The 25,648-nt window shown below is 57.6% G+C and carries 21 protein-coding genes; 10 read left to right on the top strand and 11 right to left on the bottom strand.

Going from position 1 to position 25,648, the window contains the following annotated elements; all coding sequences use genetic code 11:
• The first annotated feature begins 97 nt into the window (after positions 1 to 97).
• The 4 genes from iolC (at position 98) to iolB (ending at position 5,797) form a co-directional block, all read left to right on the top strand.
• Positions 98 to 2,044, top strand: coding sequence for a 5-dehydro-2-deoxygluconokinase (gene iolC, locus RBB47_RS16635; RefSeq protein ID WP_305986972.1), 1,947 nt, complete (start codon positions 98 to 100; stop codon positions 2,042 to 2,044).
• The gene (iolD, locus tag RBB47_RS16630; RefSeq protein WP_305986971.1) at positions 2,041 to 3,882 is read left to right on the top strand and encodes a 3D-(3,5/4)-trihydroxycyclohexane-1,2-dione acylhydrolase (decyclizing); all 1,842 of its coding nucleotides are present in this window, start codon (positions 2,041 to 2,043) and stop codon (positions 3,880 to 3,882) included. The genes iolC and iolD overlap by 4 nt, the downstream gene beginning before the upstream one ends.
• 200 nt (positions 3,883 to 4,082) lie before the next feature.
• Positions 4,083 to 4,979: a myo-inosose-2 dehydratase gene (gene iolE / locus RBB47_RS16625; protein WP_305986981.1), complete on the top strand. Its 897-nt coding sequence runs from the start codon at positions 4,083 to 4,085 to the stop codon at positions 4,977 to 4,979.
• Entirely contained in the window at positions 4,976 to 5,797 is an 822-nt protein-coding gene (gene iolB, locus RBB47_RS16620; RefSeq protein WP_305986970.1) for a 5-deoxy-glucuronate isomerase, read from the top strand. The genes iolE and iolB overlap by 4 nt, the downstream gene beginning before the upstream one ends.
• Positions 5,798 to 5,924: 127 nt before the next feature.
• Here the strand turns inward: iolB and RBB47_RS16615 are convergent, their stop codons facing one another.
• The 10 genes from RBB47_RS16615 to RBB47_RS16570 form a co-directional block, all read right to left on the bottom strand.
• Entirely contained in the window at positions 5,925 to 6,833 is a 909-nt protein-coding gene (locus RBB47_RS16615) for a sugar kinase (RefSeq protein WP_305986969.1), read from the bottom strand.
• A gap of 125 nt (positions 6,834 to 6,958) precedes the next feature.
• Entirely contained in the window at positions 6,959 to 7,780 is an 822-nt protein-coding gene (locus RBB47_RS16610; RefSeq protein WP_305986968.1) for a carbohydrate ABC transporter permease, read from the bottom strand.
• Positions 7,777 to 8,664 (bottom strand): carbohydrate ABC transporter permease, encoded by an 888-nt coding sequence (locus RBB47_RS16605; protein WP_305986967.1) that lies wholly within the window; start codon positions 8,662 to 8,664, stop codon positions 7,777 to 7,779. The genes RBB47_RS16610 and RBB47_RS16605 overlap by 4 nt, the downstream gene beginning before the upstream one ends.
• Positions 8,665 to 8,782: 118 nt before the next feature.
• Positions 8,783 to 10,066, bottom strand: coding sequence for an ABC transporter substrate-binding protein (locus RBB47_RS16600; protein ID WP_305986966.1), 1,284 nt, complete (start codon positions 10,064 to 10,066; stop codon positions 8,783 to 8,785).
• A 68-nt stretch (positions 10,067 to 10,134) separates the two neighbouring features.
• Positions 10,135 to 11,205, bottom strand: a complete 1,071-nt coding sequence (locus RBB47_RS16595; protein WP_305986965.1) for an ABC transporter ATP-binding protein — start codon at positions 11,203 to 11,205, stop codon at positions 10,135 to 10,137.
• A complete protein-coding gene (locus RBB47_RS16590; RefSeq protein WP_305986964.1) occupies positions 11,205 to 11,993 on the bottom strand; it encodes a DeoR/GlpR family DNA-binding transcription regulator in 789 nt (262 codons plus the stop codon). Before RBB47_RS16590 ends, RBB47_RS16595 begins: the two co-directional genes overlap by 1 nt.
• A gap of 595 nt (positions 11,994 to 12,588) precedes the next feature.
• Entirely contained in the window at positions 12,589 to 13,680 is a 1,092-nt protein-coding gene (locus RBB47_RS16585; RefSeq protein WP_305986963.1) for an ABC transporter ATP-binding protein, read from the bottom strand.
• A gap of 33 nt (positions 13,681 to 13,713) precedes the next feature.
• Positions 13,714 to 14,862: a carbohydrate ABC transporter permease gene (locus tag RBB47_RS16580; RefSeq protein ID WP_305986962.1), complete on the bottom strand. Its 1,149-nt coding sequence runs from the start codon at positions 14,860 to 14,862 to the stop codon at positions 13,714 to 13,716.
• Positions 14,862 to 16,103: a carbohydrate ABC transporter permease gene (locus tag RBB47_RS16575; RefSeq protein WP_305986961.1), complete on the bottom strand. Its 1,242-nt coding sequence runs from the start codon at positions 16,101 to 16,103 to the stop codon at positions 14,862 to 14,864. Before RBB47_RS16575 ends, RBB47_RS16580 begins: the two co-directional genes overlap by 1 nt.
• A gap of 140 nt (positions 16,104 to 16,243) precedes the next feature.
• Complete coding sequence (locus tag RBB47_RS16570; RefSeq protein ID WP_305986960.1) at positions 16,244 to 17,611, bottom strand: ABC transporter substrate-binding protein; 1,368 nt, start codon at positions 17,609 to 17,611, stop codon at positions 16,244 to 16,246.
• A 249-nt stretch (positions 17,612 to 17,860) separates the two neighbouring features.
• On the opposite strand from RBB47_RS16570, the gene RBB47_RS16565 reads away from it, so the two are divergent.
• Positions 17,861 to 18,898 carry a LacI family DNA-binding transcriptional regulator gene (locus RBB47_RS16565; RefSeq protein ID WP_305986959.1) on the top strand — a complete coding sequence of 346 codons (1,038 nt, stop codon included), beginning with the start codon at positions 17,861 to 17,863 and terminating at the stop codon, positions 18,896 to 18,898.
• 299 nt (positions 18,899 to 19,197) lie between these two features.
• Here the strand turns inward: RBB47_RS16565 and RBB47_RS16560 are convergent, their stop codons facing one another.
• A complete protein-coding gene (locus RBB47_RS16560) occupies positions 19,198 to 19,869 on the bottom strand; it encodes a GntR family transcriptional regulator (RefSeq protein WP_305986958.1) in 672 nt (223 codons plus the stop codon).
• Positions 19,870 to 20,643: 774 nt separating this feature from the next.
• On the opposite strand from RBB47_RS16560, the gene RBB47_RS16555 reads away from it, so the two are divergent.
• The 5 genes from RBB47_RS16555 to RBB47_RS16535 all read left to right on the top strand — a co-directional run bounded on the left by RBB47_RS16555 (position 20,644) and on the right by RBB47_RS16535 (position 25,550).
• Complete coding sequence (locus RBB47_RS16555; protein ID WP_305986957.1) at positions 20,644 to 22,248, top strand: TolC family outer membrane protein; 1,605 nt, start codon at positions 20,644 to 20,646, stop codon at positions 22,246 to 22,248.
• A 141-nt stretch (positions 22,249 to 22,389) separates the two neighbouring features.
• On the top strand, positions 22,390 to 23,337 hold the full coding sequence (locus RBB47_RS16550) for a glyoxylate/hydroxypyruvate reductase A (RefSeq protein ID WP_305986956.1): 948 nt from the start codon (positions 22,390 to 22,392) through the stop codon (positions 23,335 to 23,337).
• Positions 23,338 to 23,421: 84 nt separating this feature from the next.
• A complete protein-coding gene (locus tag RBB47_RS16545; protein WP_305986955.1) occupies positions 23,422 to 24,240 on the top strand; it encodes a sugar phosphate isomerase/epimerase in 819 nt (272 codons plus the stop codon).
• A gap of 150 nt (positions 24,241 to 24,390) precedes the next feature.
• On the top strand, positions 24,391 to 25,107 hold the full coding sequence (locus RBB47_RS16540; RefSeq protein ID WP_305986954.1) for a cytochrome c biogenesis CcdA family protein: 717 nt from the start codon (positions 24,391 to 24,393) through the stop codon (positions 25,105 to 25,107).
• A gap of 23 nt (positions 25,108 to 25,130) precedes the next feature.
• The gene (locus RBB47_RS16535; RefSeq protein ID WP_305986953.1) at positions 25,131 to 25,550 is read left to right on the top strand and encodes a thioredoxin family protein; all 420 of its coding nucleotides are present in this window, start codon (positions 25,131 to 25,133) and stop codon (positions 25,548 to 25,550) included.
• Positions 25,551 to 25,648 lie beyond the last annotated feature (98 nt).

Below are 25,648 nucleotides of genomic sequence, written 5' to 3'. Positions count from 1 at the left end.
ACTCCAGGAACTCATGGCAGGCGGACAGGAACTCGCACAACTCGAAGGATCACTCGGCGGAACCGTCTGAGGACGTCCATTTTTACGGGAAACAGTCGTGACAAATCTCGATGTCATCACGATCGGCCGCTCGTCGGTCGACCTTTACGGTGCACAGGTCGGTGGCCGGCTGGAGGACATGGCGTCCTTCAACAAATATATCGGAGGGTCCCCGACCAACATGGCGACCGGGACCGCCCGGCTCGGTCTGAAGTCGGGGCTGATCACCCGGGTCGGCGATGAACATATGGGCCGGTTCATCCGCGAAGAACTGGCCCGGCATGGCGTCGACACACGCGGTGTTGTCACCGACCCTGAACGTCTGACGGCCCTGGTCTTGCTTGGCATCCGCGACCAGGAACAGTTTCCGTTGATCTTTTACCGCGAGAACTGTGCCGACATGGCGCTGTGCGAGGAAGACATCGATCCGAACTTCATCGCGTCCTCCAAGGCAGTGGTCGTGACAGGAACGCACCTGAGCCATCCGCAAACCGAAGCTGCTGTCCTCAAGGCCCTGAAACTCGCCCGCGAAAGTGGGGGCCGTACCGCGCTTGATATCGACTACCGGCCGAACCTTTGGGGATTGTCCGGCCACGGCGACGGCGAAAACCGTTTCATCGCGTCTGACAAGGTGACGGAAAAGCTACAATCGACCCTTGATCTGTTCGACCTGATCGTCGGGACGGAAGAAGAATTCCACATTGCCGGCGGCACGACCGACACGGTTGAAGCGCTCAGAAACGTCCGCAAGGTTTCCAGGGCAACTCTGGTTTGCAAACGCGGACCGATGGGTGCGTCCGCCTTTGAAGGCGACATCCCGGACAGTCTTGATGATGGCATATCAGGACCCGGCTTCCCGATCGAAGTGTTCAATGTCCTGGGTGCAGGCGACGGTTTCATGTCCGGACTGCTGAAGGGCTGGATATCTGGTGAAGACTGGGTCACCAGCTTGACCTATGCAAATGCCTGCGGCGCCTTCGCTGTCTCGCGTCACGGCTGCACACCGTCCTATCCGAGCTGGGAAGAGCTGCAGTTCTTCCTCAAACGCGGCGTCAAAACGAAAGCGCTGCGCAAGGATCCCGACCTTGAACAGATCCACTGGTCGACCAACAGGCGGTTCACCCACGGTGGCGACTGGTCGACCATGCGCGTCTTTGCCTTCGACCATCGCATCCAGATCGAACAGATGGCAGACGATGCCGGTGTCACGCATGAACATATCGGCTTCTTCAAGAACCTTTGCCTCGATGCTGCGCTCAGTGTCGCGAACGGTGAGCCCGGCTATGGCATTTTGTGCGACAGCCGTCTCGGGCGCGAGGCACTCTATCGGGCCGCTGGAACCGGACTATGGATCGGTCATCCGGTGGAGTGGCCAGCCTCCCGGCCACTGGAACTGGAACCGGAGATCGGTCCGGATTTCGGCGGCCTGTCCGAATGGCCGTCCGAACACGTGGTCAAGGTCCTGTGTTTCTATCATCCCGACGACCCGGAAGATTTGAAAGCCGAACAGGAAGGCGTTCTCAGCCGGCTTTTTGCCGCCTGCCGACGGAACCGTCTGGAAATGCTCCTGGAAGTGATCCCCTCGAAGGTCGGGGCTGTTGACGACGACACCACCGCGAACATTATCCGGCGCATGTATGAAATCGGAATTTTCCCGGACTGGTGGAAGCTGGAACCAATGACGTCGACAGAAGCCTGGTCGAAAGCGTGCGCCGCCATCAGCGAAAACGATCCATACACGCGTGGCATCGTCGTGCTTGGTCTCGACGCACCGGAAAATAAGCTCGCTGCGAGCTTGGCGGAAGCTGCGCGGTTCAACCTGGTGAAGGGCTTTGCGGTCGGACGCACGATCTTTGCAGATGCAGCGCGCAAATGGCTTGCAGGCGAAATCACGAACGAAGAAGCCGTCGCCGATATGAGCGCACGTTACCAACGGCTGTGCCAGATCTGGGATGAAGCACGCGCAACGGCGCGCCGCGATGAAGCTCGGGAAAAAACGGCATGAGCACAATTCGCCTCACCGCGGCCCAGGCGATGGTCCGCTATATCGCGGCACAGATGAGTGAAGACGGCAACCGTTTCATCGACGGGGTCTGGGCGATTTTCGGACATGGCAACGTGGCCGGTCTCGGAGAAGCGCTCCAGCAGGCAGGCAATGCGCTGCCAACATGGCGCGGCCAGAACGAACAGACCATGGCGCACACGGCGATCGCCTATGCCAAGGCGAAGAAACGCACGCGCGCTATGGCCGTGACATCTTCCATCGGGCCGGGCGCCACCAACCTGGTGACTGCCGCAGCTCTTGCCCATGTCAACCGTTTGCCGCTGCTGCTCATTCCGGGCGACGTCTTTGCCAACAGGGCGCCCGACCCCGTTTTGCAGCAGGTTGAGGATTTCGACGACGGCACGGTCTCGGCCAATGACTGCTTCCGTCCAGTGTCGCGCTATTTTGACAGGATCAGCCGGCCCGAGCATCTTCTGACCGCATTGCCGCGCGCCTTCCGCATCATGACCGACCCCGCCAATTGCGGACCGGTCACCCTGTCCTTCTGTCAGGACACGCAGACGGAAGCCTTCGATTATCCAGAGAGCTTCTTCGAACCCAAGGTCTGGCGCATCCGGCGCCCGGAACCCGACAGCCGCGATGTTGCCGACGTCACCGCTTTGATCCGGGCTTCAAGAAATCCCGTTATCATCTGCGGCGGCGGCGTCGTTTATTCCCAGGCAGAAGAAACACTTGCAGACTTTGCCACGCGGCACGGCATTCCGGTGATCGAAACCCAGGCCGGCAAATCGGCCCTGGCCCAGTCTCATCCGATGAACTTCGGCGCTGCCGGCGTTGACGGTGCCGAGAGCGCCAACAAGCTGGCAGAAGAAGCGGATCTGATTGTTGGCGTCGGGACACGTTTCCAGGATTTCACGACCGGATCCTGGGCGCTTTTCAAGGCACCGAACCGGAAACTGGTATCGGTCAACGTGCAAGGCTACGACGCGTTGAAACACGGTGCTGTCGGTATTGTTGGTGATGCCAAAGTTACGCTCGAAAAACTGTCGGCAGCCCTTGGCGACTTCAAAGCCGGTGCCTTCGATCCGCAGTCCCGCCTCGACTGGCTGGCGAAAGTTGATGCCCATTGCAGCGCCCGGACCGGCGTTCCGGCCGGCTATTTGCCACTGGACGCGGAGGTGATCGGTGCCGTGCAGCGCACATCCACGGACAAGACCGTCGCCATGTGTGCCGCCGGAACCATGCCGGGGGCTCTCAAGCTGCTGTGGCAAGCGCCACAGGGCGGCTATCACATGGAGTACGGCTATTCCTGCATGGGGTATGAGATTGCCGGTGCCATGGGTCTCAAGCTTGCCGAGCCCGATCGCGACGTTGTCTGCTTCGTCGGTGACGGCTCTTACATGATGGCAAACTCAGAACTCGCGACCGCAGTGATGCGCCGTGTGCCGTTCACCGTTGTCCTGACCGACAATCGCGGCTACGGCTGCATCAATCGCCTGCAAATGGGCACCGGTGGCGCTCGCTTCAACAATCTCTATCAGGACTGCAATGTCGAGGTTCAGCCGGACATTAATTTCGTCACCCACGCAGCCTCCATGGGAGCGCATGCCGTCAAGGCGAAGGATGTTGGCGACCTGGAAGACCAGATCCTTGCCGCACGGGAGCGCGCCATACCGACCGTGATCGTAATCGACACCGACCCGATGCACGGTCCCGGCGAGAACGGAGGTGGCCACTGGTGGGATGTCGCCGTGCCGGAAGTCTCTGACAGGGCAGAAGTCCGAACCGCACGCGAAGGCTACGAGTCAGCACTAAAGCACCAGAACCTCGTGGATTGAGGGAGGCACGTGAAATGGAAGTGCCGGAAGAGACACGCTCTCTTCCGTCCCTCATCCTGGGGAGCACCGAAAGGTTCGTCTCGAAGGATGGGCGGCACACTCTGAAACAGGTGGCCCATCCTTCGAGACAGCGCTGAAGCGCTTCCTCAGGATGAGGTCATCGAGAAAACCGAACGATAGAACGTCACTGGATGAACACTATGATCCTTTACGGCACCAATCCGATTGCCTGGGCCAACGACGACGACCAGAGCCTCGGCGCGCATATACCGACCGGGCAGATCCTGAGCCAGGCTGCCGAGATCGGCTTCGACGGTATCGAAAACGGCCACCGCTGGCCCGACGACAAGGAAGAACTGAAACAACTGCTCGGCGGGCACGGCCTGAAATTCGTGTCCGGCTGGTATTCCCTCAATCTTCTTGCGCAATCCGTCGAGGAGGAAAAGAAGGCGATCCAGCCTCATCTGGACAAGCTGAAACATAATGGCTGCAAGGTCTGCATTGCCTGCGAGACCTCCAACACGATACAGGCTGCAGACGTCGACATCTCCACCAGCCCTGTGCTCACCTCTGAAGAGATGCAGACCTTTGCCGCGAAGGTCGAGGAACTGGCCGTCTATTGCGCCGACCAGGGCATCGACCTTGTCTACCACCATCACATGGGTACCGTTGTCGAGACACCGGAGGAGATCGATGCTTTCATGGCAGCGACTGGACCCGCAACGAAACTTCTCTTCGATGCCGGCCATTGCTATTTCGGCAGCAAGGGTCAGGACCCGGCGATTGTCCTTCAAAAATACATCGACCGGGTGAACCACTTTCATGCCAAGAATGTTCGGCCGGCTGTGATGCAGGAGATCAGGGAGGGCGGCAAATCCTTCATGGACGGCGTCCGCGCAGGTGTCTTTACCGTTCCGGGCGACGAAGAAGGCGGCATCGACTTCGCCCCCCTTCTTCAGATACTGAAACAGAATGGATACCAGGGTTGGATTGTGATCGAGGCCGAGCAGGATCCGCTCGTGCGCGATCCCTTCCATTATCAAAGCCTCGGCCTCAAAACACTCAAGGCCGCAGCAAAGGAGCTGGAGCTGACATGAGCGACCTTCTGCGCAAACCAGCCGGCGTTTCCGGCAAGGTTCACGACATCACTATCGAGAACGCCAAGGGCCCGAAATCGAACGAATGGGGCTATGTCGGCTTTGGGCTTTACCGGCTGCAGGCTGGCGAGAGCGTGTCGGAACAGACCGGCGATCTGGAAGTCATCCTGGTCATGGTGGAAGGCAAGGCGGTAATCTCCGCAAACGGCAAGGACTTCGGCGAACAGGGCGAGCGGATGAATGTGTTCGAACAACTGCCGCCGCACTGCGTTTACGTTCCAAACGATACCAGCTGGTCCGCAACTGCAACGACTGACTGCACCATCGGTGTCTGTACGGCCCCCGGCAAAGGCGGTCACGAAGCGAGGGTTTTGTCCACGCCGGAGCGGGTAACACGCGGCAAGGGCGCCAACACCCGCTACATCTATCCGATTGCGATGGAAGAATCCGATGTCGCGGACAGCCTCCTGGTCACCGAGGTCTTCACGCCATCCGGAAACTGGTCCTCCTACCCGCCACACCGGCATGACGAGGACAAGTTTCCGGACATGACTTATCTTGAAGAAACCTACTACCACCGTCTCAATCCCGAGCAGGGCTACGGTCACCAGCGTGTCTTCACTGAAGACGGAACGCTTGACGAGACCATCTCCGTCAACAGCCACGACGTTGTGCTTGTCCCGAAGGGTCATCACCCCTGCGGCGCGCCCTATGGCTACGAGATGTATTATCTGAATGTTATGGCCGGCCCGCTGCGCAAATGGCGCTTCCAGAACCATCCGGACCATGACTGGATTGCACAAAGGGATGCGGGCTGAAGGCAGCAGATAACTGCGGGCCGTCCGGGACCTGATCTGGGGCCTCTATGAGAATTTCAATTTTGGCACCGGCTCAGGGCCGGGACAGCTCGTTGATTGACTTTGCGGCGGCGTGAAATTTCAACACTCACGCATCTTCAAAGCAATCCACCAACGCGCCGCGATGTTGAATGACGGTTCCGGCGAGCCGGGCCCCGGCGGCAACGCTTGCAGCGATATCCCCGCTGGTCAGATATTCGCCAAGAAAAGCCGCGTTGAAACTGTCTCCTGCGGCGGTTGTATCAACGACGTTTTGAACCGGGCTCGGTTGAAAGGCCTGCCTTTCCTGCGGCCTCGCGCAGATGACTTCCTCCGGGCCGTTCTTGACCACCACCATGCCGGCCCCTGCAGCCAGATAGCGGTCCGCGCTCACATCGGCGGACTGGTCCCCAAAATGCGCCAGCTCGTCCTCGAAGGACGGCATCACAAGGTCACACAGGCCGGCTGCTTCGGTGACGCAGGCCCGCATGATGTCGGCACTCTCCCAAAGGCGCGGTCGGAGGTTCGGATCAAAGGCCGTTTTTGCGCCCGCGCGCCGCGCGGACCTGAGGGTGTCGAAAAAGGTGTTCCTGTCCGCTTCCGGAAGGATCGCGAGCGTGATGCCACTGAAATAAATCAGGTCCGCTCCCGTCAGGGCCTCTGACAGTTGCGCCTGCTCCGAGGCAAGACGCCGGGCCGCGGACTGAGACCGCCAATAGGCAAAGCTGCGCTCCCCGTCTTTCAGCTGGATCATGTAGAGACCGACTGTTCTGTCGTCCAGTTCCAGCACCTGGCTGACATCGATCCCGGATTGCCGGAGGAAATCGAGCATTTGTCCGGACACCTGGTCCTTTCCGACAGCAGTGAAATATCCGGTTGTCCAGCTTGCCGGAAGACATTTTCGCGCATACCACGCCGTGTTCAGCGTGTCCCCGGCAAACCCCATCTGAAAGGTTCCCTCACCGGTCGGAGCCATTTCGACCATGCATTCGCCAACTGCCAAAAACGTTCCGGCCACCAAGATCCTCCCGCGGAAGCGCACGTTACGGCAGCAACAGAAATCCCTGTTTTCTGCCATTTAAATCCATTTAAAAACAGCTTAAATTAATAACAGGAAAAGCGCGCACGTCAATCGGCGTCATGCTACTTGATACCGGCACGCATGAAGCTTTGAACGAATTGGCGCTGAAACAGTAGGAAGGCAATCAGGAGTGGCCCGGAGGTCATCAGCGTTGCCGCGTTGATCACGGACCATTCGACGCCGCTGTCGATGGCGGAAAAGATGCTGAGACCCACCGTCACGGGCCGGGTTTCCACCGAGTTGGTAACAATCAGCGGCCAAAGGAAGTTGTTCCAGTGGTGGCTGACCGACACAAGGCCGTAGGCAAGGTATGTCGGCTTGGCGAGTGGGATATAGACTTTCCAGAGCACACCCAGAAAGGATGCGCCTTCGACGCGCGCCGCTTCATCCAGCTCTTTCGGGATCGTCATGAACGTCTGGCGCAGCAGAAAAATACCGAAACCCGACGCGATATAGGGCAAGGCGATCGCCGGGATGGTGTCGACCAGATTGAGCATGCGCATGGTCTTGTAGTTTTCGACCATCAGGATGTCGGGCATAACGAGCAACTGAAGCAGAACGAGCGCAAACAGGATGTTGCGGCCGGGAAACTCGAACCGCGCAAAGGCGAAGGCCGCCAGCGTGCAGAGAAAGAACTGGCCGGCAAGGATCATCGTCACCAGGATGAACGTGTTCAGAAAGTAGCGCGCAAAGGGCGCGGCCTCCCAGGCCTTTGCGAAATTCTCCAGCGTCAGTGGCGCAAACAGGTCGAAGCGCGCTTCATAAGCGGCTGGATGAAAGGCCGTCCAAACCGCATAGGCAAGCGGCAGCACCCAAATCAGCGCCAGTGCCCAGGCGGCGCAGGTGTTGAGCCAACGATCGATCAGTTCCGAGGCGCCGTTCATTTGTAATGTACCTTGCGGTCAAAGAAGAAGAACTGGCCGATGGCAAGCAGTGACAGCAAGATCAAGAGCGCAACTGTAAGCGTCGCACCGTAAGCGGTTTCCCAGAACCGGAAAGCCACCTCGTAGATGTAGAACAACAAAAGCGCGGAAGCGTTATCCGGACCACCATCCGTCAGAATGAAGATGTGGTCGACAAGGCGGAAGGAGTTGATCACGGCGTTCACGCATACAAACAGCGTTGTCGGCATCAGGAGCGGAAACGTGATGCGCCAGAAGATCGTCCAACGGCCGGCCCCCTCGATCTGCGCCGCCTCCTTGAGCGACACCGGGATTGCCTGCAGCGCCGCGAGATAGAAGATCATGAAGAAGCCGGCTTCCTTCCACACCGTCACGACAATGATGGCGTTGAGGGCCGTATCCGGATTGCCGAGATAATTGCTGGCCGGCCAGCCGAAGAGAGCCCCGGTGATCTGGTCGAAGAGGCCAAAGCCCGGCGTGTAGAAAAACATCCAGATATTGGCCACCGCAATCAGCGGCAGCACCGTCGGCGTGAAATAGGCCATGCGCACAAAACTGCGTCCGGCGAGCTTCTCGTTCACCCAGAGTGCCATGACAATTGCCAGGGCAACCGAAACCGGGATTGTTCCGATCGCGAACCAGAGATTGTTCCAGAGGACTTTCCAGAAGACCGGATCGTTGATCATGCGCTCATAGTTGTCGAGCCCGATGAATTTCGACGGTCGGCGCCCGCGCGGTGTTGAGAAGAAGCTGTTGATCAGCGTCGTGACGGCGGGAATGTGCGTGAACGCAAACAGGAAGACGAGTGCCGGCAACAGCAAAAGCCAGCCGTGGATCCAGTCCCGTCTGAGTTTAAATGACCGCATCACCACGTCCCGTCATCTGAATGCATGTGCTTCGTTGCCGGATCACTTCCGGAAGCAGGTCTTCGAAGGAAATTGGCAGGGCGCCGGAAAGACGTCCGGCGCCCTGCCTGAGCAAACCTTAGCGGTACTCGTTCAGGATCTGGTCAGCCTGTTCCTGCGCTTCCTTCAAGGCGGTCGCCGGATCTTTCGAGCCGGTGATCGCGGCAGCCAGGGCATCGTTGAAGATGCCGGTGACACGCTGGTTCTGGTAGGTGGACAGCTCTGCCTTGGCAAACTCGAGCTGATCGCGGGCAACGAGGGCAGGCGCGAAGTCGGCCGTGTAGGCTTTCATCGTTTCGGTGTCCCAGGTTTCAGCACGCGGAGCAACGTAGCCTGTGGCGATGGTCCACTTGGCGGCCTGTTCAGGTGCGGTGATCCACTGGACGAATTCGACAGCGGCCTTGTTCTGCTCATCGGACGCCCCTTTGAACAGGTAGAAGTTACCACCACCCGTCGGTGCACCGCGCGTTTCTTTTGCCGGCAACATCGCGACACCGAAGTCGAACGGAGCGTTGTCGCGCACGTTGGTCAGGTTCCCGGTGGACGTCCACATCATCGCCGTCTGGCCTTCGAAGAAGGCTTTCGGCGTTGCCCCCCATTCGATGATACCCGGCGCCATGACTTCGTCTTTCGTGCTCAGGTCAACAAGGAACTGAAGCGCTTCAACCACTTTCGGGTCGTCGAAATTGGTCTTGTTGCCATCGGCGTTGGCCAGGATTGCACCGTTCTGGATCGCCAGACCCTGGAACAGCCAGTAAGGGAAACCGGAAGACGGGATCCGCACGCCCCATTGGGTAACGTTGCCGTTTGCGTCCTTCTTGGTCAGCTTTTTGCCGAACTCGACCATCTCGTCCCATGTCTCAGGCGCGACGTCGGGATCAAGGCCTGCTTCCTTGAAAGCTTCCTTGTTCCAGTAAAGAACGGGCGTGGACCGCTGAAACGGAATGCCGTAGGTCTTGCCGCCAGTCTGGCTGTTTTCCATGAAGGCTGGATAGAAACCCTCGATCCATTTCTTGTCTTCGTCGTTGGTGAGGTAGTCGTCGAACGGAACGATCAGGTCTTCGTCGATGAGTGTGAACATGTCGACCGACAGGATCACGGACAACTGAGGCGGGTTGCCGCCGCGCGATGCGGTAATCGCCTTGGCAACAGTGTCCTGGTAGGAACCGGCATAAACAGCATCAATGTTCACACCCGGGTTCTGAGCAACGTACTCGTTCGTCAGTTCCTGGATGGTGTCTGCGGCCTTGCCGCCAACGGCGACCGGGAAATAGAATTGCAGATCAACAGCCTGAGCGGACGCCCAGGTGCTGAAGGAAAGAGCCGTTGCCGCAACGGCTTTCAGGAAAGTTGACTTCAACATCGTAATACTTCCTAAGGTTTGAACATCCGCATTCCTGCGGCTGGTCTACGCGGGCGCGCGCAGTCGGTTCAGGACCGCAATAGCGATCCGAATTCTGGAACAAGATCGTCTCGCCGCCGCCCTGTGTCGGCGTCAAAAACGTGAAGAGCATCTGGATCGAACCCCAGTTCGATATTCTCTCCCGGCGACACTGGCCGGGTTGTCGGCAACCGCACCTGAAACGCTGTTTCGGCAACGACGCAGTCGGCCAGAATGTCCGCCCCGAGATATTCGACGGCCCGGATCGATGCTGACACAGGTCCACCGTCTTCGAACCGCATGGCTTCCGGACGAACGCCGAGCTGGAAATCAGGGGCAGTGCAGAGTTTCTTGAATGCATTCGCCGGGAAGAGATTCATCGGCGGCGTGCCGATAAACCTCGCCGCGAAGGGGCTGGCCGGTTTTTCGTAAAGGTCTCTGGGTTTGGCTGCCTGTTCGAGTTGCCCCTTGTTGAGCAGGACAACCTGATCGGCCATGGTGATCGCCTCAACCTGATCGTGCGTGACATAGACCATGGTGAAGCCAAGCTGCTGCTGCAGCGACCTGATCTCCAGGCGCATTTCATGGCGAAGCTTCGCATCAAGATTGGAAAGCGGTTCATCCATGAGGCAGATCGGCTTTTCGCCGATGATCGCGCGACCCAGCGCGACGCGCTGCTGTTGGCCGCCTGACAACTGGCCCGGTTTGCGCTCAAGCAAGAGCGACAGACCCAAAAGATCGGCCACCTTCTTAAGGCGCTGATCGCGTTCCGCCCGGCTCACTCTTCGAACCTTGAGACCAAAGATAATGTTCTCAGCCACGCTCAAATGCGGAAACAAGGCGTAAGACTGAAACACCATCGACAAGTCGCGCTTGGACGACGGCTTGCCGGTGACGTCTTCACCGCCGATCAGGATCTGCCCGTCGCTCACCCTCTCAAGCCCTGCGATCATGCGCAAGGTTGTGGATTTACCGCAGCCCGACGGGCCGAGCAGAGCCGTGAAAGACCCTGCGGGGATCTCGATGGACAGTGCATCAACCGCGACCGTTTCCCCCCAAACACGTGAAACGTCTTTGAGAACAATCGGCTTGCCGGAGCTTGAAAGGGCGTCGTTCGCCATCACGAACCGCTCCTTTCATCTGCGACGAAAATGCCGGTTTCCGTACCTTCAAGCGCGGCGAGATACTCCGCCGGTATCGGGCGGTCAGTGAAGATCGCGTCAACGTCCTTCAAGCGCCCGCCGCGCACATGGGCGCTGCGGCCGAATTTGCTGTGGTCCAGAACGAGAAAGGACTTGCGGCAATTGGCCAGGATCGACTGCCGTGCGGCGACCTCGTCTTCGTGGAAATCCAGAAGTGTTCCGTCCTCGTCGACCCCGGCGACGCCGAAAACACCGACATCAAACTTGTAGTTCGAGAAGAACGCCTGCGCGGCGGACCCGAGAATGTCACGGTCACCGTGGCGAAGGCGCCCACCAGCAATCGTCACCTGAAAGGACGGATTGCCGGACGCTGTGAATGCAACATTCAGATTGTTGGTGAAGACCGCCAGTTTCTCATGGCCGGTCAGTGCCTGCATGACAATTTCAGGCGTCGTTCCGATCGAAAACGCGAGCGATTGATTGTTCCCGATTTCGCTGGCGACGAGGTTTGCAATGCGTTGCTTTTCCGGGAGATTGAGGATCTGGCGCGTTGAATAGTGAATGTTTGAGGCGGGTGCCGGCGGTTCGACGCCTCCATGCGTGCGCCGCAGAATGCCGAGCTCGCACAATCCGTTCACGTCTCTGCGGATTGTCTGTGTTGTTACGTCAAAACGTTCGGCAAGTTCTTCCACCGAGGCAAACCCGGCCTTTTGCACCAGGTCGGCAATTTCGGCCTGTCGTTTTGAAACATCCACCTGCCCTAGCATATGCCTATGCCCCGTCATCTGCTGGCCCGCCGCGGCGGAGCCGAAAGCGGATTGGTTTCGAGCGCTCCGCGATTACTCGAAAGCAATCAGTCTCGAAGCACATAGACCATGTTCATATGAACATTATTCGACGTTCATATGAACATGATATGACAATTTGGGATTTGAGTCAGCCTGCGCGTCAAAACACTCAACGCGCCAGAAACTTACGCGGAACTGGGAGCAAAAATTCGTTTGCAGACAGGATGTGATCAATACGGACGATTAGCCGGAAAAGTGTTACCGACCGAAAATGAAAGCACTCTTGTTTTGAGACATGTGCGACTGGATTGCAGCCCACGCCATCCCTGACCGCTCCCAAGAAGCAAGGGAACCGGGTTCATTTCGCTTTGCGCAACCTTTGTCGCAAAGCTGCTGCAATTGATGGATCTCGAGATCCAAAGCCAGCACCGCCATATCCCCCTCCCCCTTGTGGGAAGGGGGCAGGGGATTGGGGTCAGGTGCGCCGAAATAGTCCGTCGACAACCTGCCGGCAGACGTCGCCCGAAAGCGTCTATTGCGCAGTTGGGCGAGCCTGATTGGAAAGGCAGTTTACCTACCGATACAGGAAAGACTTGCCCTCACTGTTGAACAGGTGCAGTTTTTCCGGAACTGCTGTCAGGCGGATCGTCGTGCCCTTGGCAATCAGGTGGATTCCGGGAAGTTTGGCGATCAGAGATGACTCGCCGTTCCGGGACTTGAAATAAAGAACCGTCGTTTCACCGAGGGCCTCGACCATCTCGACTTCAGCGGAAATCAGATAGTCGTCGCCCTCCGTCACGGTCAGATCTTCCGGCCGCACACCGAGTTTGACCGTGGTGCCCTGGTCGCTGTCGAGCGATGCGATTGGCACATCGGCATGCCCGCCATCGCCCATTTGAACCGATGTCGTCGCGCCAGTCGCTGTGACGGTCGCTTCAATCAGGTTCATCGCCGGTGAGCCGATGAACTGTGCAACGAAGGTGTTTGCCGGACGCTCATAGAGCTCAAGCGGAGCACCGAATTGCTCGACATCGCCTCCATGCAGCACCACGATCCGGGTCGCCAGCGTCATCGCTTCGACCTGATCGTGGGTGACGTAGATCATCGTGCTCTCGGGCATGCTTTCCTTGAGCTGAGCAATCTCAATACGCGTTGCCACACGCAAGGCTGCATCCAGGTTGGAAAGCGGCTCATCGAAGAGAAACACCTTGGGGTCGCGCACGATGGACCGTCCGATGGCAACCCGCTGACGCTGCCCGCCCGAAAGTGCTTTCGGCAGCCGGTCGAGATACTGGGTCAACTGAAGCGTCTCGGCGGCACTCTTGACCGCTTTGTCGATCTCTTCCTTGGATTTGTGTGCCAGTTTCAGCGCAAACGCCATGTTGTCATAGACGGTCATGTGCGGATAAAGCGCGTAGGACTGGAACACCATGGCAATGCCGCGTTGGGCCGGCGGCACGTCGTTGACGACCACATCATCGATCTCCAGCGTGCCGCCGGTGATCTTCTCAAGTCCAGCTATCATGCGCAGCAGGGTTGATTTCCCGCAGCCAGACGGACCGACGAAGACGATCAGTTCGCCCTGTTCGATTTCCAGGTTGATATCGCGCAGGACCTCGACTTCGCCGTAGGACTTGCAGACGTCTTTCAAGGACAAGGAGGTCATACCGGCTGCTCCCCAAAAAGTTTCTTGTTCATGTTATTTCACCGATCCTGCAAGTAGCCCGCGAACCAGGTAGCGTTGCATCGCAAAGAAGACGGCAAGCGGGACCGCAATGGACACGAAAGCGGCTGTTGCCAGGATCTCCCAGTTGCCGCCACGCGTCCCCAGAAGCTCCACGATCTGGTTGGTCATCACCGTGGTGGACCCGGTTGCGTCGATCAGGAACACTTTCGCCACAAGCAGATCGTTCCAGGTCCACAGGAACTGGAAAATCGCGAACGAAGCGAGCGCCGGAAAACTCAGCGGAATGATGATCCGGGTGAAGATCTGGAAGTCGGTGGCCCCGTCCACTTTGGCATTCTCAATAATGTCACGCGGGAGGCCGACCATATAGTTTCTGAGCAGATAGACCGCGAGCGGCATCCCGAAGGCCGTGTGCGCTAGCCAGACCCCGAGATATCCCTTGCCGATCCCGATACCCAGGTGAAGTCGCAGCAGCGGGATCAGGGCCAGCTGGAGCGGGACGACCAGCAATCCGACAACGGCGGCGATCAAGATGGCACGCCCTGGAAACTCCATCCAGGCCAGCGCATAGGCGGCAAAGGCGGCAACCACAATCGGAATGATGGTCGCCGGAATGGTCACGGTCAGCGTGTTAAAAAACGCCTTGGCCATGTTGTCCTGGCCCGTGCCCGAAAAGAGAATCGTGGTGTAGTTTTCGAGCGTGAACTCAGGCGGCACCGTTGCGGTGATGAAAATCCGTTGCCCGCGCCCGGAGAGTTGCTTGTCATTGCCACGCCAGACATAACTGCCGTCAGCCTGGAGTGTCACGCTTTCCCCATCTTTCATCTCGGCGGTTTCGCCGGGCTGATAGGCCGAGACATCGCGGGAGGACACGCCCCAGGAACGGATATCCCTTGGAGTGCCATCGAAAATATTGCCTTCAACGACAAACATGTCGCCGTCCGCCACTCTGTTATCGTCCGGATCGGCGGCTCGATAGACTTCGTTCTGCTCTGCTGGAAAAAGCGCAGCCCACCATCCCGAACTTGAGATCTGGTCCGCAGTTCTGAACGAGGACACGAACAGACCGATCGTCGGAAACAGCCAAAGCAGCACAAGCAGTGCGACGGAGATATGGACTGCCCAAACCAGCCCGGATTTTTTACCGGCTATTGTGGCCATCACTTCATCTCCTTCCGTGCGTTGTAGACATTCCAGACGAGGATTGGCGTCACAAGCAGCATGATGATGATCGCGCTCGCCGAACCGACGCCCCAGTCATTGGCGCGGAACAGCTTGTCGTACATGTAGTTGGCCAGGACCTGGGTTTCCCACTGACCGTTCGTCATCGCAAAGACGATATCGAAGACTTTCAGAACAGTCAGCGTGATCGTTGTCCACACCACGACGATGGTCCCCATGATCTGCGGCACCTTGATCTTGAAGAATATCTGGAAAGGATTCGCACCGTCGATGATGGCGGCTTCGATCGTCTCTTCCGGTATCCCCCGCAAGGCGGCAGAGAGGATCACCATGGCAAATCCTGTCTGGATCCAGATCAGAACGACCATCAGGAAGAAATTGTTCCAAAGCGGAAGAGTGAGCCAGGTCTGGGCTTCGCCGTAAGGAATCTCTCCAATCCAGATCCCGACGAGAGAACTGATAGACACCCAGATCAGCCAAAGCGCACCGCCAGCCACAAGCAAACGCAGCGGAAGCAACCAGGCGGACTTGTCTTCGCCTTTGGCGATAATCCCGCGCACGAACGACCAGGCGACGGAAGCGACGATGACCACAAACCCGATGAGCAGGATCGAGGGAAGTATCTGAAGCATCAGCACCGATCCGATGCCACCATCCAGCTTGAGCCAGACTGCATTCAGGATACCGATCTGATTCTGATCCTCAGGCCTTGTATCGTAGATCAGCTTGAAAATGACCGACGCGCCGACGAAGGAAATGGCCATCGGCATGAAAATGAGAGATTTGGCCAGATTGCCCCACTTGATGCGGTCCGTCAGCTGCGCAACCAGCAAACCGAAAGCAGTCGAAACGGCAGGCACAACGATCAGCCACAGCATGTTGTTCCGGACAGCTTCCCAGAACTTTGGCTCAGCCATCATTTGCTGGTAGTTCGCCAGTCCGACGAAAGCCCCACCCTGATCACGGTCCGTAAGGGATAGACGCAGTGTCTCAAAGACCGGGTAAGCCAGATAAAGAAGCAGCGCGAAAAGCGCGGGGAACAGGAACAGCCAGGGGCGGATCATGTTCGCGCGGTTGATGTTCCGGCCCGCGTTTGGCCCGGAAGCCGGGAATAGCACCTTGTCCAGAAAGAGATTGGACAGGAAGAAGTAACCGAGGCAGGCACCGACGCCGACGACGATCGTCGTCAACCCTAACAATGCCGGGTTATCCGAAAGCATGGCCGTTCCATCCCATTTTTCATTATGAAAGGCTCCCGGTCACGCCGGGCGACACCAGTCTTGGGAAATGAGGAGCGTGGGAAACGCTTGCGCCAAACGGCGTTGGCCGGCCCCCAATCGGAGACCGGCCAGCGCAATTTTTACTTAAGAGCGTCCCAGCTATTCTGGATTTCACCTGCAACCGTCGCGGCATCCTTACCGCCGGTGTAGTCAACCATACCGGTCCAGAATGTTCCTGCACCGACACCGCCTGGCATCAGATCGGATCCGTCAAAGCGGAAGGTGGTGGCGTTCACGAGGATTTCGCCCTGCCCGCGCAGCGTGTCGTTCAGGTAGGCTTCCGGGTTTACACCCTTGTGTGGTGTCAGGAAGCCGGTTTGAGCCATCATGACTTCGTGCGACAACGGCAACTGGAAGAACTTCATCAGCTCTGTGGTTGCGTCAGACGGTGTGGTCACAGCCATCAGCGTGCCGCCGCCCAGGACCGGATTGCCGAGGTCCTTGCCCGCATAGGCAGGCAAATAGAAGAAATCGACATCTGCGCCGAATTCAACACCGTCCGGGAAAAACGCAGGCACGAAAGAGGCCTGACGGTGCATGTAGCATTGCGGCGGTGAAGAGAAGAGGCCCTTGGGGCTGTCACGGAAATCGGTCGATGCGACCGCGTCAGCGCCTCCGGCAACCTTGTCGTCGTCGCGTGCGAACCAGCCGAACTCCTCGATTGCGGCAACAACCCGCTCATCGTTGAACGGAATTTCGTTGGTCACCCATTGGTCGTAGACATCTGCCGGCTGCGTGCGCAGCATCATGTCTTCGACCCAATCCGTTGCCGGCCAGCCGGTTGCAGCACCCGACCCCAGGCCGATGCACCAGGGCACCTCGCCGTCCGCGACGATCTGCTCTGTCAGGGCTTTGAGGTCTTCCATGGATTCCGGCACTTCATAGCCGGCATCCTCGAAATTCTCCGGCACAAACCAGACAAGGCTCTTCACGTTGACGTTGTAGAAGAAGCCGAAGAGCTGGTCGTTGCCCTCGGCATCCTTGTACGTGCCGAGATTAACCCAGCTGTCACCGGCACCGTAATTATCGGCGACCCAGCTTCCCATGCCTTCCGGCAAGGGCTGCAGAAGACCGCGAGACGCCATGTCGGAGGCAAGACCGGGCTGCGGGAACACGGCGATGTTCGGGGCAGCACCCGCCTCTGCATCGATCACGATCTGCTGCTCGAAGGAATCAGATCCGGTGTAAATGACTTCAGCACCGGTGGCCTCGGTGAAGTAGGCCAGCACGTTGCGGAAATATCCGTCTTCCGGCTGCAGCCAAGGACCGGCAATCGTCACGGTCTGACCTGACAGGTCGGGCGCGCTTTCAGCCCAGGCGTTGTAGCTGTCCCAGTTGAACGGACCTTCGCCCGGAGTAAATTTCAGGTCAGCGGCAAAAGCGGCGCCAAAACCAAGCGACGCGCTCAGCGCCAAGCCTGCCGCGCAGGCCATCAAACGTGATTTCATGTCAGTCCTCCCAGATTGTCCCTTTATCGGGACATTCCCTTTAAAGTGGCACACTTCACCAACCGGCAGCAATACCGGGGCTCCTCCCGCGTGCAATAAATTCACCGGAACCCGGCATCCAAACCGCTTTGGATTTAACTCTAAACATGTCGCTACGCTTCGGTCTTGTCAAGCAAACATCTTGCGAATTAATGTTGCATTTCAATAACAGCCTGAAGGGAGGGCGCTTTCAAAGCGTTTTGGGCACGAATGAGCAAGGGTGTGAATCTCAAGGAATTGTCCAATCGGCTTAAACTGTCGCAGACAACCGTCAGCCGTGCCTTGAACGGCTACCCGGAAGTCAGCGCGGACACCCGGCGGCGGGTCGCGGAAATGGCCGAAAAGCTCGGCTACGCGCCCAACAGCCAGGCCAGGCGCCTTGCGACCGGCCGGTCGATGGCAATCGGCCACGTCATCCCGCGTTCAATCCATGAGATGATGAACCCGATCTTCCTGGAATTCATTGCAGGCGCCGGAGAAACCTACTCCAAGCACGGTTACGACATGATCATTTCGGTGGTCGAGGACGATCATGAAGAAGACGCCTATCGTCAGATCGCAACCCGCAAAAAGGCCGATGGCGTGATCATTCACGGCCCGGCAGCAAACGAAGGACGGCACAGGCTGCTCCGGGAAATAAACCTGCCCTTTGTCGTTCACGGCCGCATACCCGGCGCGGAAACCGAAACCTCCTGGGTCGACATGAACAATCGGCGTGCTTTCGAGCGGGCAACCAATCTGCTGCTCGATCTTGGACACAAGCGGATAGCGCTTTTGAACGGCCTGGAGCACATGGATTTCGCGCGCCGCAGGCGGAAAGGGTTCGAAGATGCAATGTCTGCCCGCGGGCTTGTGCCGGACACCGGCATCATGCGCAGTTCGGACATGACGGAACCCTACGGCTGCGACAACGCCATGGAGATGCTGAAGTCCGACAATCCGCCGACAGCTTTCCTGGTTTCTTCGATGATCTCGGCGATTGGCGTTGCCCGTGCCATCGGCCAGTGCGGTCTGGAAACAGGAAAGGACGTCTCGATCATCACGCACGACGACGCCCTTTCCTTTTTGCCCAACAGCGGCGAAGTGCCTATTTTCACCTGCACACGTTCTTCCGTTCGATATGCCGGGCAAAAGGCAGCCGAGCTGCTCCTTGACCATATCGCGGAACCCGACCGGCAAGTATCTTCTCTTCACCTCGATGCCGAGCTGATCATCGGACAATCGACCGGACCGGCCCCCGGACGCTAGGGTACGGACTCATAAATGAAGTCGATTTGGTTTGGATCGTTTTGACCAGCGGCAAGGAGCGAAAGTGCAGGAAATGTGGTTCATTTTCAAACCTTTCGCGACGAAGCAGATGGTCAAAAAGACCAAATCCGAAGGACGGCAAAATGGCTTTACCTCGCGGCGTCACCGCGCTTGACCGGGCATAAAGCCCGCTCTTCACACGCTTCCTCGCGAGATTTTGCCATTTCTGCCGCCAAACCGGCTTCATTAATGGGTCCGTACCCTAGTGCACATCCAAAGGCTGCCGAAAAAGCTTAAGGTTAGACCTGAGACAAGCCGCTGGTTTGCAGAAGGTTTTTCATGGTGGCGAGACCGCGCAATCGATGCGAGCGCGCGATTTCGGCTGCGACATCCGGTTCTCCGGCAGCAATGGCCCGCAGAATTTTATCGTGATCGTCTGCGCTCGCAGCCGGCGCCTTGTTAAGACGCAAAAGCACCGTATTTGCCCTGAAAACCTGGTCCAGCAAGCCCGTGATTTCCGCTTCAAGCCGCTCATTGCCGCAAATGCCGGCAACAAGCCTGTGAAAGCTGTCATCCAGTTTTGCCCAGGTGCCGATATCGTTTGCGGACAGGGCCGACGCGCTTTCCGACAATATGCGCTCCAAATCCGGAAGGAAATCGGCCCGCTCTTGTGAACACGCGGCAGCGTTCGCCGCGAGGGCTTCCAGAACAGCAAGAATCTGGAAAATCTCGCAGAAATCTTTCCGCGAGATGGCAACCACCTTGGCGCCACGCCGTGGCACGAGGTCAATCAGCCCTTCGGCCTCCAGACGGATCAGCGCTTCGCGCACAGGTGTCCGGCTCATGCCGAGACGATTGGCAATATCCGGTTCGGGCGCCTGGAAACCAGGCGGCAGAACACCGTTTAAGATCTCGTTTTTCAGCCGAACATAAGCGTTGTCGACCCGAGTGGATTTGGCTTTCGCTAGCATTGCCGGAGGCTTCCACGACTTTTTTGCATTTGATTTTGCCTGCCCAGAACACCCGCCGGGAAGCGGGCCCAGCCAGTTCATTCTGTTTTGAAAGCAAATCAATTCAGTATTGATAATAATAACGATAGAATTTTATGAAAAAACGTCCTTTTCCGGAAAAGATTATGTACCACTTTGGGGCGTCACCTTGTTTGCCTTTGTTTTCAAAGAAGAAATTCAATCACTGACGTGAGAATGACACCGTAAAAATTACTTATTTTTTTAAAAAGAAAAGCTTAAAACCCGCTTTCAATGCGAACAAATCCACCTTTGGATTTTAGAAATACGGCTGCAGGAAATAAGTCTGCTTCCAAATCACAAAATGCCCACCACCACCGTTTTCTGGACTCGTTTTCAAAGCGAACGAAAGGTCACGAAGATGTCATTCGGTTGGAAACTCCCTAAAACGCACCATGCAAAACGGCAGGAGACATGACGGCTGCAGTCAGACTGAAACAATTGGCAGGATTACAAGCGTCAAAACTCCGTTTGTTTTCAATAGCACAGAAGATAAAGCTAAAATTTTTCAAGTCTTACTGTCAGAATAAGCAAAAATATGAACAAAATTATTTAAAACTCGCATCGTTTTATCAATAAAATACAATTTTATTTAATTATAGGCAATTTTACCTTTGGAGAGTTTACATGTTTTTTACAAGCAAATCAGGTCGTGCGCTTACCATTGATTAACCAAGAAAATTTACTTTGTGCGCAGATAACAAAATCGGCGCTGTAATGACATTTTCCTTGGACCCTCTGAAGCTGCTGCGAGGGATCAGAATACGTCCGGCGGCCATCCTGGCCAGCCTTGTCCTGATCTGGGCGCCTTTCGCGCACGAGCCTGCGCTTGCCCAGAGCCTGGAAGATGCCATGTCCGCTGCTTACGCCGTCAATCCGCGGCTCAAGGCAGAGCGCTCTCGCTACCAGGCAACAAACCAGGGCATCTGGTCGGCACGTTCAGAGTTTCTCCCCCAGGTGACAGGATCGTATCTCGCCGAACACAATGCGTATCGCTACGACAGCACCAACAGGGGAGACCGCGAGTTTTCCCATGAGTTGAACTTGACCGTGTCGCAGACCCTGTTTCAGGGATTTGCGGGCGTGAACCGTCTCAATCAGGCCCATGAGGAAGCGGCCTCGGGGCGAAGTCAGCTGATCGGTGCAGAACAAACCCTTCTGTTGAACACGGCAGATGCCTATCTGCGCGTTGTGCGCGACCGCGAGATCCTCAACAGGCTAACGTCTTACACCAATGTTGTTCAGCGAGAAGTGACGGCCGCACGGGCACGCTACAGGTCCGGCGACGCGACCCGGACCGATATCGAACAGGCGCTTGCCCGTTTGGCCGAGGCGCAGGGAAACAGCGATCAGGCCCAGGGCGATCTTGAAGCCTCGATCGCCCTTTTTGAACGCTTGACCGGTCAAAAACCCGGTAAACTTGGATGGCCTGCCGTTCCCAAGGCTATTTTGCCGGCTAACCTGGATGCAGCCATCGCCATTGCCCTTGAAAACAACCCGTCCATTCGCGCTGCAACCGCAGACGCCAGAGCAGCGAAATATGCGGCGCGTGCATCGGTCGGTGACATGCTGCCTCGCGTTACCCTCGAAAGCGAATGGGAAAACGGCTACCAGGACAATCTCGCCGACGACAGCGACGAGGACTTCCGCCTCGGCGTGCGTGTAAGCGCCCCTCTTTTCACAGGCGGCCGGAATATCTCGGCGGTCAGACGCGCAAAATTCACTGCGGCTCAAGAGGAATACGAACTTGACGATACGCAGCAGATCATTCGGGAAAACGTGGTCCGGGCCATGAAGCAACGCACGGCGTCAAGGCTGCGCGCACAGGCGGAAAGAAGGGCAATCGAAGCCAATCGCAGGGCAGTGAAGGGACTTCAGGTCGAATTCGACAGCGGCCAGCGTTCCTTGCTGGATGTCCTTGATGGGGAGCGGGAACTGCTTCTGAGCCAGGTCGACTACGTGAGTGCGCGCTACGATGCTCGGATCGCTGATTTCTTTCTGCTTGCCAATATCGGCCGGCTGGCGCCGCAGCATTTTTCAATCCATGAGGAACGGCCCGCCCCAGTCCCGCGCCTTGTTCCCGAATTCAATGCGTGGGATCTCCGACTGGGCCCGACGGAAAACGATGCGGGCGATGTGCAGGTGGCAGAAAAGACACCTGTCGAACCACTCGGTTACCAGGCGAAAAATCAAGGCTCTATCGACTGGGTGAATTGGCCCTACAGGAACGGCGACAATCACGAAGCCGGACCTACGGCACCGGCAAGCCGCACACAGAAACTGTGGAAGTCGCTCGCTGCGCTCGGCTTGCATCAGTTCTAACAAACTTGCATCCGTTCAGGCAGTCAGTGTTGCTGCAAATAGGCTTGTCTCCGCCACCTGTGATGAACTAAGTCTCCGCTAAACACCGATCCTCCATCCCGGTCGCCATCCGGAACCATTGAGCTGTCAGGAGTACCAAAAATGAAGCCGGTCATTCCCTTCGTTCCCGAGGCGGATTCCGTCGAACGCGAAACCTGGGAGGAAGAACTTCGCAAGAACCTGGCTTCATTCGCGGAGGTCAAACCTTTTGACCAGCTGACGGACGACGAACGCGTGGCCGCAAAGGTGGCAATCGTTGCCAATCCGAACCCGGCAGACGTCGCTGCCCTGCCCAACCTTGTCTGGGTACAAAGCCTTTGGGCCGGGGTCGAACGCCTGACGGCAGAACTGCCAGAGGACGGGCCTTTGATCGTCCGCCTCCAGGACCCCCAGATGGCCGACACAATGTCTGAGGCCGTGCTTGCCTGGACCCTCTATCTGCACCGTGACATGCCGCGCTACCGGTTACAGCAGCGCGAAAAAGTCTGGCGCGAACTGCTTTTGAAAACACCGCAAGAACGGACAGTCGGCGTTCTGGGGCTCGGGAAGCTTGGAAGCGCATCTGCCCAGCGCCTGAAAGCCAACGGGTTCCGGGTCATCGGCTGGAGCCGCAGCGAGAAACACCTGGACGGAGTGGAGTGCTTTCACGGTTCCGACGGTCTGACAAATCTGCTCGGACAAACTGACATTCTTGTGCTTTTGGTGCCGTTGACCGCAGAAACACGCGGCATGATCGGCGAAAAGGCGGTCGGAGACCTGAAGAAGGGAGCCGCCCTCATCAATTTCGCGCGCGGACCGGTGCTTGATATCGACGCACTTCTTTCGGGATTGGACAATGGGCATCTCTCTCACGCAGTCCTTGATGTCTTCGACAAGGAGCCCCTCGATGCGGCGAGCCCGCTCTGGCAGCACGACAAGGTTACGGTTCTTCCGCACATTTCGGCCCCGACCATCACCGGCACCGCCACCAACATCGTTGCCAGGAACATCGGCGATTACCTTAAGAATGGTCAGATACCGCAGCATGTCGACCGAAAGCGTGGATACTGACGCTTCTGCTTGCTTGCGTCGCGATAATGTCAAGAATCCCATCGAATCAGGCAGATGCATTTTCCAAGTCCCAGCAGGTGATTCATGTCAGATCTTCCGGTCCTCGGCGCAGCGCTCATCGTCGACACACTTGAAACCCATCGCACACTGATGCTCGACAAGCCGAGAGACCTGGAACTTCAGGACTTTTGTTCCGCTGAGGTCTTGAACGGCGATTGGACACCGCTGGTGGAACGGGCAAAGAAACTTCTCGACGGCCACCAGGGCCGGCTCGGTATTCACGGTCCATTCTGGGGCTTCTCGATCTCGGCCGCAGACGTTGACATACGTGAGGTGGTGAAGAAACGGCTGCTGCAGGGTTTGGAGGTTTGCGAGGCACTCGGCGGCACGCAAATGGTCCTTCACAGCCCCTACTCCACCTGGGATTACAACAATCTCGACCTGTACGCGAACGCGCGCGCACGCAAAATCGAAGTGTGCCACTTGACTATGAAGGACGCGGTCCGGCGCGCTGAGGACATTGGCTGCGAAATTGTCATCGAGAATATCGAAGACAAGGATCCCCATGCGCGGATCGAACTTGCCGAGAGCTTCGGGTCCTCGTCGGTCAAGATCTCAATCGACACAGGCCACGCACACTATGCGCACGGCGTGACCGGGGCACCTCCTGTCGACTACTACGTTAAGGCCGCCGGCAACGCATTACGCCATGTTCACCTACAGGACGCTGACGGTTACGCCGACCGGCACTGGGCCTTGGGCGAAGGCACAATCAACTGGCATTCGGTCTTTGGTGCCCTGTCGGAACTCGACAGCGACCCGCGGTTGATTATTGAACTGAGGGATCATTCCGAATTACCGGCTTCGATCGCCAACATGGCCGCGCTCGGATTGGCCCAATAGGGCTGTTTGCAGCGTTTCTGTGCCACCCCACAATTTTGTGAAGAGGCTTTAACGGACAGGATAGCAACCTGTGCCTAAGTAATGCGCCAACGGCCGGTCAATTGTCCGGGTCGAATGGGTTGCGACGGAATTAGCCAGGGTACTGACCGAATGCTCGAACTCCCGCTTGCATATCTTGCCGGATTGCTGACGCTGATCAATCCGTGCGTGCTTCCGGTGCTGCCCATCGTGCTTGCCTCTGCACTCAACGTCGACCGGCGCGCACCGCTCGCGCTTGCGGCCGGCATGAGCCTTTCTTTCGTGACCTTCGGCATGCTGGTGTCGACACTCGGCTACACGATCGGCCTGACGGAAGAAGTGATGGCCCGGGTTGGCGCCACCCTGATGATCGTCTTCGGTGTCATTCTTCTCGTTCCCGCTTTCAACCAGCGCTTTGAACTCGCGGCCGCGGGCCTCGCCGGCTCAGCGGACCAAAGGCTCCAGAACACAGACACCAGCGGCTTACGTGGTCAGTTTCTGGGGGGCGCGCTCCTCGGTGCGGTCTGGTCACCCTGTATCGGACCCACTCTTGGCGGGGCAATCGCCCTCGCTTCCCAGGGGGAAGACCTTCTCTGGGCCGCTCTGATCATGTGCTTCTTCGCCCTCGGCGTTTCGACGCTGATCGTCGGCCTCGGTTTTGGTGCCGGTGAAACCATTCGGCGCCGCGCCAGCAAACTGCGCGGTCTTGCCGAGAAATCCAAACCCGTCATGGGCCTCGTATTCATTGCAGTCGGCGTGCTGCTGCTCATGAATGTCCATCACATGTTCGATGCCTGGGCCATGAGCGTCATGCCTATCTGGCTTCAGGATCTGTCTGTCCGATTTTGATCGAAAACAGGAAAGGAAACCTAATGAACCGTCGCTTCTTTCTTGCTTCCACTGCAGGCACTTTGCTTGCAACCGCATTTCTTCCGACCAGCGCTTATGCGGAAATGGTCGAGTATTCGCCGGGTCTTATCCAGAAGCATCTGGCTGCCGGCAAGACAATTTTCGTCGACTACTCCGCCTCCTGGTGCGGCACTTGTGCACGCCAGGAACGGGTGATCAACGCCCTGCGCGAGGCCAATCCCAACTATGACCGCACAATGGTTTTCGTGCGCGTCGACTGGGACGACTACCGTCGTCACGAAGTCACCACCTCCCGCAAGATCCCGCGCCGTTCCACCCTTCTCGTGCTGAAAGGGAACCAGGAGCTTGGCCGTGTCGTTGCCGGAACCAGCGAGCAGCAGATCAAGGCCCTGCTCGACACCGGACTTCAGGCCGGCAGCTGACGTCCTCGGACACGACGCTCGCGTCCCGCGGACCCCGGGTCTCATGCCGCTACGCGCACTGAAACCTCATCCTGAGGAAGGCCATAGGCCTGTCTCGA

The organism is Roseibium sp. MMSF_3544, assembly GCF_030732845.1.
In the GTDB taxonomy this organism is placed as follows: Bacteria; Pseudomonadota; Alphaproteobacteria; order Rhizobiales; family Stappiaceae; genus Roseibium.
Note: the sequence above shows the minus strand (reverse complement) of the source record. Positions and strands in the feature narration are given on the sequence as shown.

Coding starts and splice junctions, on each gene's coding strand:
- iolD (WP_305986971.1), top strand. CDS start 2,041: ATGAGCACAATTCGCCTCACCGCGGCCCAGGCGATGGTCCGCTATATC.
- iolE (WP_305986981.1), top strand. CDS start 4,083: ATGATCCTTTACGGCACCAATCCGATTGCCTGGGCCAACGACGACGAC.
- iolB (WP_305986970.1), top strand. CDS start 4,976: ATGAGCGACCTTCTGCGCAAACCAGCCGGCGTTTCCGGCAAGGTTCAC.
- RBB47_RS16610 (WP_305986968.1), bottom strand. CDS start 7,780: ATGAACGGCGCCTCGGAACTGATCGATCGTTGGCTCAACACCTGCGCC.
- RBB47_RS16605 (WP_305986967.1), bottom strand. CDS start 8,664: ATGCGGTCATTTAAACTCAGACGGGACTGGATCCACGGCTGGCTTTTG.
- RBB47_RS16600 (WP_305986966.1), bottom strand. CDS start 10,066: ATGTTGAAGTCAACTTTCCTGAAAGCCGTTGCGGCAACGGCTCTTTCC.
- RBB47_RS16595 (WP_305986965.1), bottom strand. CDS start 11,205: ATGGCGAACGACGCCCTTTCAAGCTCCGGCAAGCCGATTGTTCTCAAA.
- RBB47_RS16590 (WP_305986964.1), bottom strand. CDS start 11,993: ATGCTAGGGCAGGTGGATGTTTCAAAACGACAGGCCGAAATTGCCGAC.
- RBB47_RS16585 (WP_305986963.1), bottom strand. CDS start 13,680: ATGACCTCCTTGTCCTTGAAAGACGTCTGCAAGTCCTACGGCGAAGTC.
- RBB47_RS16580 (WP_305986962.1), bottom strand. CDS start 14,862: ATGGCCACAATAGCCGGTAAAAAATCCGGGCTGGTTTGGGCAGTCCAT.
- RBB47_RS16575 (WP_305986961.1), bottom strand. CDS start 16,103: ATGCTTTCGGATAACCCGGCATTGTTAGGGTTGACGACGATCGTCGTC.
- RBB47_RS16570 (WP_305986960.1), bottom strand. CDS start 17,611: ATGAAATCACGTTTGATGGCCTGCGCGGCAGGCTTGGCGCTGAGCGCG.
- RBB47_RS16565 (WP_305986959.1), top strand. CDS start 17,861: ATGAGCAAGGGTGTGAATCTCAAGGAATTGTCCAATCGGCTTAAACTG.
- RBB47_RS16560 (WP_305986958.1), bottom strand. CDS start 19,869: ATGCTAGCGAAAGCCAAATCCACTCGGGTCGACAACGCTTATGTTCGG.
- RBB47_RS16555 (WP_305986957.1), top strand. CDS start 20,644: ATGACATTTTCCTTGGACCCTCTGAAGCTGCTGCGAGGGATCAGAATA.
- RBB47_RS16550 (WP_305986956.1), top strand. CDS start 22,390: ATGAAGCCGGTCATTCCCTTCGTTCCCGAGGCGGATTCCGTCGAACGC.
- RBB47_RS16545 (WP_305986955.1), top strand. CDS start 23,422: ATGTCAGATCTTCCGGTCCTCGGCGCAGCGCTCATCGTCGACACACTT.
- RBB47_RS16540 (WP_305986954.1), top strand. CDS start 24,391: ATGCTCGAACTCCCGCTTGCATATCTTGCCGGATTGCTGACGCTGATC.
- RBB47_RS16535 (WP_305986953.1), top strand. CDS start 25,131: ATGAACCGTCGCTTCTTTCTTGCTTCCACTGCAGGCACTTTGCTTGCA.